The sequence below is a fragment of the Duncaniella muris genome (assembly GCF_003024805.1).
In the GTDB taxonomy this organism is placed as follows: Bacteria; Bacteroidota; Bacteroidia; order Bacteroidales; family Muribaculaceae; genus Duncaniella; species Duncaniella muris.
On the sequence record NZ_PUEC01000025.1, the window covers coordinates 41663 to 49540 of the forward strand.

5 protein-coding genes are annotated in these 7878 nt (G+C 52.9%); all 5 read right to left on the reverse strand.

Annotated features, from left to right (window positions below):
- Positions 1-152: 152 nt before the first annotated feature.
- The 5 genes from rfbD to C5O23_RS10680 all read right to left on the reverse strand — a co-directional run bounded on the left by rfbD (position 153) and on the right by C5O23_RS10680 (position 7705).
- Positions 153-1013, reverse strand: a complete 861-nt coding sequence (rfbD, locus tag C5O23_RS10660; RefSeq protein WP_107032930.1) for a dTDP-4-dehydrorhamnose reductase — start codon at positions 1011-1013, stop codon at positions 153-155.
- Between the two features lie 27 nt (positions 1014-1040).
- The gene (gene rfbC / locus C5O23_RS10665; RefSeq protein ID WP_107032931.1) at positions 1041-1619 is read right to left on the reverse strand and encodes a dTDP-4-dehydrorhamnose 3,5-epimerase; all 579 of its coding nucleotides are present in this window, start codon (positions 1617-1619) and stop codon (positions 1041-1043) included.
- Between the two features lie 16 nt (positions 1620-1635).
- Positions 1636-2541, reverse strand: coding sequence for a glucose-1-phosphate thymidylyltransferase RfbA (gene rfbA, locus C5O23_RS10670; RefSeq protein WP_107032932.1), 906 nt, complete (start codon positions 2539-2541; stop codon positions 1636-1638).
- Between the two features lie 264 nt (positions 2542-2805).
- Positions 2806-4554, reverse strand: a complete 1749-nt coding sequence (locus tag C5O23_RS10675; RefSeq protein WP_107032933.1) for a RagB/SusD family nutrient uptake outer membrane protein — start codon at positions 4552-4554, stop codon at positions 2806-2808.
- A 4-nt stretch (positions 4555-4558) separates the two neighbouring features.
- The gene (locus C5O23_RS10680; protein WP_107032934.1) at positions 4559-7705 is read right to left on the reverse strand and encodes a SusC/RagA family TonB-linked outer membrane protein; all 3147 of its coding nucleotides are present in this window, start codon (positions 7703-7705) and stop codon (positions 4559-4561) included.
- Positions 7706-7878: the final 173 nt, after the last annotated feature.

The window sequence follows — 7878 nt, forward strand, 5'->3', positions numbered from 1 at the left end:
CTTGCCGCTGCAATTTCGCAATCTGGCCTTGCGCAATAGAATCGGCAGCCTGGCAGCCTGGCTAAAAGGGAGATGACGGAAATTAAAAATAACTGACGGTATAAGAGCCCGTATTATCCATCTGTTATGCCACAGCTTATCTAATACACCCATTATTTGAGGTTATTGATACAGATTTTCAGTGAATCAGTCCAGTATGGGATTTCCAGATCGAAGGTTCTCTTGAATTTGGTCTTGTCAAGAACGGAATATGACGGGCGGACCACCGGCGAGGGGAATTCGTCGGAATGACAGGGGCGGATGTCGCAGTCTGTGTTGCCGGCTATCTCGGCAATCATTTTTGTGAAGTCATACCACGAGCAGACCCCTTCGTCGGAGTAGTGGTAGACGCCTTCGTTTCCGTCTATTTTACCGTTGTCGATTATGTCGACGATGGCGTCGGCCAGGTCCTGGGCATAGGTGGGTGTGCCGGTCTGGTCGAAGACAACGTTGAGCTGTGGGCGTGTCGACGTGAGGCCGAGCATGGTCTTGACGAAGTTTTTGCCGTATTCCGAGTAAAGCCAGGCCGTGCGGATGATTATGTGGCGGCATCCGCTTTTGAGGATTGCCTCCTCGCCGTGCAGTTTGGTGCGGCCATAGGCTCCGGTGGGGTTGAGCGGCTCGTTTTCGGTACGCGGTGTGTTGCCGAGATTGCCGCCGAAAACGTAGTCGGTCGAGATGTGGATCAGCGGTATGCCATTGTCGGCGGCGGCTTTTGCAAGATAGCCTGCTGCGGTGGCGTTGATCCGCTCGGCGATATCCTCCTGCTCTTCTGCGCGGTCTACGTTGGTGTAGGCCGCACAGTTGACAATGGCCTGGAAATCGTTGCAGCCCACTCCGAGTGCCACGGCTTCGGGGTCGGTTATGTCGAGGTCATCGGCATCGGTGAAAATATATTCGTTCGGAGAGTTTTCTGCCGCTTTTCTGAGGCTTGAGCCAAGTTGGCCGCTGGCGCCTGTTACAAGTATTCGCATGGTGGTTATGAGTCTGTTTTAAATACGTCAGTCCGCAAAATAGAGATCTGTGTGATAGTCAAACGGGGAGTCGAAGTCACTGAGCATCGGGTGACGCATGTCTTTCTCGCTCAGAATGGCCTTGTCGGGGTCGATGAGCCAGTCGATGCCGAGCGATGTGTCAAGGATCGAGATGCCGCCGTCGACCTGCGGGGCGTAGTAGTTGTCACATTTATACTGGAAGACGGCGATGTCGGAGAGCACGGCGAAACCGTGGGCGAAACCGCGGGGCACGAAAAACTGACGGTGATTGTCTTCCGACAGCTCGACCGCCACGTGGCGGCCATAGGTCGGGGAGCCTTTGCGGATGTCAACGGCCACGTCAAGCACACGGCCTTTGACGCAGCGCACAAGCTTTGACTGCGTGAACGGCGGAGCCTGAAAATGGAGTCCGCGCATCACTCCGTAGGATGAGCAGCTTTCATTATCCTGCACAAAATCCACAGGGCGCACTTTTTCATCGAATTCTTTCTTTGAATAGCTTTCGAAAAAATATCCTCGTGAGTCGGCGAAGATGCGGGGCTCGATTATCACCACGCCTTCGATATCGGTTTTGATCACTTCCATTTTATGTGAGTGTATGTCAGTCGAGATTTGGGGAATCGGTACGGTCAATCTCGTCAATCACCTTCATCAGATATTGTCCGTACTGGTTTTTCAGCATAGGTTTTGCGATTTCGATCATCCGCTCGCGTGAGATCCATCCCTGGCGGTATGCTATGCCCTCAAGGCAGGCAATCTTCAGCCCCTGGCGCTTCTCAAGCACCTCGACATAGATCGAAGCCTCGGCGAGAGAATCGTGAGTGCCTGTGTCGAGCCAGGCAAAACCGCGGGGAAGAGTCTGCACACGCAGTTCGCCGTCATTCAGAAACTCCTGGTTGACAGTGGTGATCTCCAGCTCTCCGCGGGCAGAGGGTTTGATGCGTGAAGCCACGTCGACAACCTTGTTCGGGTAGAAATAGAGGCCTACCACCGCATAGTTCGACTTCGGATGCTCAGGTTTCTCCTCGATCGACAGGCAGTTGCCATCCTTGTCGAACTCCGCCACTCCATAGCGTTCGGGATCACTTACCCAATAGCCGAACACTGTGGCCTTGTCGCTCTTCTCAGCAGCGGCAACTGACTCCTGGAGCAGCCCGGAGAAGCCTGCGCCGTGGAAAATGTTGTCGCCAAGCACAAGGCAGGCGCAATCATCACCTATGAAATCCTTGCCGATGATAAAAGCCTGGGCCAATCCGTCGGGCGACGGCTGTTCGGCATACTCGAAGCGGACACCGAAGTCGCTGCCATCGCCGAGCAGACGCTTGAAGCCGGGTAGATCGGCCGGGGTTGATATGATCAAAATGTCTCTTATTCCGGCCAGCATCAGGGTGGAGACCGGATAGTAGATCATGGGTTTGTCATAGATAGGGAGCATCTGTTTGCTGACTCCCTTGGTGATAGGGTAGAGGCGTGTGCCTGAACCTCCGGCCAATACGATTCCTTTCATATGTTTGTGAAGTGGGCTGGTTGCAGGTGGAGTTGTCACAAATTTATTTTCGCGGAGAGGTGTGTGACGATGCGAAATTACGAAATTTCAGATGATTTTTCAAATCCGGCATCTGTTTTTTTCAATCATTCACCGGCAGGCCTCCCGGACTACAGGCTTGATGGACTCGTTGGGAATAGATAATATAAAGACCACCTGCAATTTCTGCGGATGGTCTGAATCAGAGGGTGTTCAAAAACAACCTCTTAATTTTTTCAGGGTTGCTTACCAGCCTGGATTCTGTGTCAGATTGAGATTGCGTTCCATCTCAACGAGCGGAATGGGCCAAAGTTCATGGCGCGGTTGATATGAACGTGTGTACATCAGATCACCGAAAATATCAGTGGCATCCTTCACCGATTCTTCAAGCAGTCCCCAGCGGCGGAGGTCCCAGTAACGTTGGCCTTCACCGGCGAGTTCGAAGGCGCGTTCTCTCCGGATTCTTTCAGCCATTTCCTCTTTGCTGCCTACGGCAAGCCATGCCGGACCGCTGTCAAGGCCGGGCATACCTACGCGGGCGCGCACTTTGTTGACTTCGACTATGGCCTTGTCTGTAGCTCCGCTTTCATTGTAAGCCTCAGCCAGCATCAGCAGCACATCGCCGAGGCGCAGCAAGGGGAATTCATAGGGTGTGCGGTTGTATTCTCCCCAATAGCCGTCGAGATTTCCGGTCGGTATCCATTTGCGCCAGAAGTATGAGTTCCAGCCTTCGGAGTTGCGTATGAATGCCATAGCTTCCATCGGAGCACCGCCCTTGGAGGGATCGGCAAGCACAAACTGCTTATCCATCGGATTTGATCCGGCATCCGTGCCCAGGTAGTGGGAGTATGGGGTGATTACGTTCAGACACAGACGCGGATCGCGCAGACGGTATGCGTCCATGACTTTCGATGTGTCGCAGTCAAGAGTGCTTGTGACCATTGTGCTGGCCTGGTCTATGGCTACTCGCATGTAGCTTTTGCGCAGGTCGGAGCCGCCGTTGTTGAACCCCGGAAACATATCGTCCCAGTCAAAGGGAGATCCATCGAGATTTTCATACATATCAACGAGTGTGGTCGAGGGTACGATGGCATTGCCTGCAATTAGGCGCATGGTGGATTTGTTGCCGAAATAAGACACTATGTCAAGAGCGTAGCCGGCGGTGTTGCCGTCGATCGACTGGATCGAGAAGATCATTTCGGGACTATGGCTGCCGTTATAGAGGCGAAACAGTTCATTGTAGTCGGGATGAAGCGAATAGCCGTAGTTTTCGGACTTGTTGTAGACAATCTCCTCGAAGTCTGCAATTGCCTTGTCCCACTGGCGGTCGAAGAGGTAGACTTTGCCTCGCAAAGCGTAGGCCGCACCCTTGGTGGCGCGTCCGAGATTCTCGGCATCCCAGCTTACCGGCAGTTTGGCGATGGCTTCGGTCAGATCGTCGATTATATGTTGTCTGATTTCTTCTGCCGAACTGCGCGGGGCGTCAAGGTGGGCAAACTGTTCGTTAATGTCACAGCTTTCGTCATAATATGGCACTCCACCCCAGCAGTTGAGCATTCGGAAGTAGGCCATAGCACGGAGAAATTTGGCCTCTCCGGTGACGCGATCGATGGTTGTGGCGCTGATAGGCATTGTGGCCACGTTGCGGATTACTGTGTTGGAGCGGTGGACGAGTTCATAGAGATACTGCCAGTGATTCTGTACTCCTGAGCTGTTTGAGGCGAACGATGTGCCGCGCGAAATATCGGCCCAGGGGCTTGTGCCGTCAGCCAGATCACTGCACATGTCAAATGTGAACTCCAGCCCGAAGCACCATGTGGATTTCATTGCGGCATACATTCCGATGGCTGCCTGCCGGGCATGGTCTTCGGTCTGCCAGAAATTCTGTCCCGACATCTGGTCGCCGGGTGTATAATCAAGGCTTTCGCAGCTGCAGAGCGCGGCTGCTGCGAGGGTGATTCCTGCGAGATATTTCAGCTTAAAATTGTGTGTCATAATGTCAGAATGAAATGTTTAGACCTACCGAATACTGGCGCACCGAAGGATAGCCGACTGTGGCGCCGACTTCCGGGTCGAGACCGGGGAAGTCTGTGATTGTAAAGAGATTGTCTATGCTGGCATAGACCTTGAAGTTTTCAACAAAGAATTTTCTGGTGATCTCCTGAGGGATGGTGTAGCCGAGCTGGATGTTCTTGCATCTCAGATAGGCGGCGTTGTGGACAAAAGCATCGCTGGCAATGTTGTTTTTGCCGTTTGAACTGTTGCGCAGGACCGGATATTTCGAATTGTAGGGATTTTCCGGAGTCCAGGCGTTGTCGGTGATGTCTTTATTGAGCGACTGTCCCATGACTGTCACGAAGCGGAAGGCCTGATTGTTGTAATAGACCTGATGGTTGCCAACGCCCTGCAGGAGCATGCTGAAGTCAAAGTTGTTCCATCTGATTCCGAGACTGCCGCCGTAGGTGAGCCGCGGCAGTGTTCCGTGGCCTATCTCCACGCGGTCGGCAGTGTCGAGTTTGCCGTCGCCGTTTGCGTCGCGATAGAGGAAGTCGCCGAGTTCCGGACGCTGGTAGGTGGCGAAATAGTCGGGGTTGCGGTCAACGAGTGACTGCACATAGTCGAGATCGGCCTGATCGCGGACAATGCGGTCGACGGTGATGACATACAGCTGGTTGATCGGCTTGCCTTCCTGGGTCTTGTAGACTCCGCTGATCGACGATACGTCGCCCTGGAATTTTGTGACCTTGTTGGTGACAAAGCCCATGTTGAAGCCAAGGTCATAGGACACTTTGCCTATGCGGTCGTTCCAGTGGATGTCAAATTCGAAGCCTTTGTTGTTGACCTCGCCGGCATTCTGGTTGGGGACGGTGCTGGTGCCGTGTTCAAGCGGTGCCGGGAGTGAGATGAGGATTCCTTTGGTGTTCTTGTTGTAGATGTCGACAGATCCGCTCAGACGGCTGTTGAGGAAAGCGTAGTCAATGCCAAGGTTTGTCATATATGTCTTCTCCCAGGTGAGTTCCGGGTTGGCGAGCACGGTCTGGGCAAGGCCTCCGGCAATGTTGCCGTTGAGAATGTAGTTGGCGGTGGCAAAGAGAGACTGATACATATAGTAGCTGGTGGTCTCATTGTTGCCGAGCGATCCGTAAGACGCTCTGATTTTCAGCTGGTCGAGCCATGAAGTAGTTCCGTGCATGAAGCCTTCTTCCGAGATGCGCCATGCAGCTGAGACTGAGGGAAAGTAGCCCCAGCGTTTTCCGGGAGCGAATTTCGACGAGCCGTCGGCGCGCAGATTGGCTTCGAGCATATACTTGTCATCCCAGTTGAGGTTCACGCGGCCGAAGTAGGAGCGCATGGCCCATTCGTTGTAGTTTCCGGTGATGCTGCCGTTTGTTGTTCCGGCGTCAATCGCTCCGAGCGAGGGATCTACGAGATCATACTTTATGAAGTAGTCCTGGTCATATTTATTGTACTCCTGGCTCATGCCGGCAAGCACTGATGCTTCAAGGCGGCTGACGTTGAAGCTATAGTTGGCTGTCAGTTCCGAAGAGCGGAAGGTGTTGCGGTAGTTGTAACGGCGGATGTAGGTGCGGACAACGCCTTCGCGTATCAGCACCGGGCCGTCGAATGTGAAGCGGTAGAGGTCGCGGTCAGTCAGATGATGTTCCATGTTGCGCTCCCAGTAATTGTAGGAGAACGAGCCTTTGACTGTCAGACCTTTCAGCGGCTGGAGCATGGCGTAGAGCTTGATTACCGACCGTTTTGTCTTGGTGGGATAGTCGGTGTCGTAGAACCACTGGCGGCGATAGGGGTTGAAGTTGCTTACGTTTTCTTCCTCCGGATTCTGGATGCCGCCGTAGAGTCCGGTGGCGGGATCGTAGAGCGTCATGCCGGGGACGGTGTTGAAGGCGCCTGATCCGAAGATGACATCGCCTCCGGCAGCCGCGTTTTCAGACGACGGGTTGTTTTCGTCGATATATCCGAATAGATTGGTGCCTACGGTGAGCCAGGGCTTGATGGTGACATCAAGGTTGGTGCGGAGCTGATAGCGCTTGTAGTCTGTGTAATATATCATGCCGGGGTTGTTGACGTAGCCCAGCGAGATGTTGTATCTGACAGATTTCGATCCTCCTGTGACAGATAGATTGTGGTTCTGTACCACCGAGGGATTTCTGTAGATATGGTCCTGCCAGTCGGTGTTGGGATAGATGGTGGGGTTGCGTCCGGCATCGTTGCGCCATTCGTCGATCTTCCCCTGAGAGAAGCGGGGTGCTTGTCCGTTGACAATGAGTCCGGCGTTCTGGATCTCCATGAAATCGGCATAGTCGGTGACGAGGTTGAGGCGTTTTGCCACGGTTTCGAACGATACGTTGCCGCTGTATGTGACTCTCGGAGATTCTTCAGCCCCCTGGCGTGTGGTCACGAGGATGACACCGTTGGCGGCTCTTGAGCCGTAGATGGCTGACGATGCCGCGTCTTTGAGCACTGAGATGTTTTCGATGTCCTGAGGATTGATGTCGCTGAGGGCTATTCCGGTCATGCCGTCGACCACAACGAGAGGTGCGGAGTTGTTGAGAGTGCCCTGGCCTCTGACAAGGATCGACTGCGATTCGAATCCGGGGGTATTGCCGCCTGAGTTGCTCACCGAAAGGCCTGAGGCGAGGCCGGCGAGTGCGTTTGTAGCATTGGTGAGGGGACGGTCTTTGAGAGCATCGCTGCCTATTGAAGAGATAGCTCCGGTGAGGTCAACTTTTTTCTGGACCGCATAGCCCACCACCACAACTTCGTCAAGCACAGAGCTGTTTGCTTCCATCTTGATGTCGTAGCGCTCACGTCCGTCGGCAAGGCGGATCTTTACGGTCTTGAATCCGAGATAGGATGCGAGAAGTATTTCGTTGTCATGCACGTCAGGCAGAGTGAAGTTGCCGTCGACATCACTGATGGCTGATTTTTTAGGATTTCTTCTGATTCTGACTGTAACACCAGGGAGCGGTTCGCCGGTCTTATCGGTTATTGTGCCGGTTACAGTATAGGCTGGTGATGTCACAGGTGCCGTGAGCGGTTCTTCCGCTATGATTGTGTTTGTGTTGGCGGACAAAGAAGCACTTCCGGTAAGTATGATGAACAGAACTGATGAAAGATATTTCATTGTAGTTTATTGCAAATTATAACAACAAAGGTAAAATTGCAACAAATAAGTAGATGTTGAAAATTAGTTTATATCAATTTTTTTGCGTATCTTTGTGTAAACACATAAAGACACATCGCTATCGCAAAAATCAAAGTTATACAACTGACAGACCAACAACGTCTGCAATTAGA

Excerpts from the sequence above, each read along its gene's own strand:
- rfbD (WP_107032930.1), bottom strand. The coding sequence starts at position 1,013 with ATGCGAATACTTGTAACAGGCGCCAGCGGCCAACTTGGCTCAAGCCTC.
- C5O23_RS10680 (WP_107032934.1), bottom strand. The coding sequence starts at position 7,705 with ATGAAATATCTTTCATCAGTTCTGTTCATCATACTTACCGGAAGTGCT.
- rfbA (WP_107032932.1), bottom strand. The coding sequence starts at position 2,541 with ATGAAAGGAATCGTATTGGCCGGAGGTTCAGGCACACGCCTCTACCCT.
- rfbC (WP_107032931.1), bottom strand. The coding sequence starts at position 1,619 with ATGGAAGTGATCAAAACCGATATCGAAGGCGTGGTGATAATCGAGCCC.
- C5O23_RS10675 (WP_107032933.1), bottom strand. The coding sequence starts at position 4,554 with ATGACACACAATTTTAAGCTGAAATATCTCGCAGGAATCACCCTCGCA.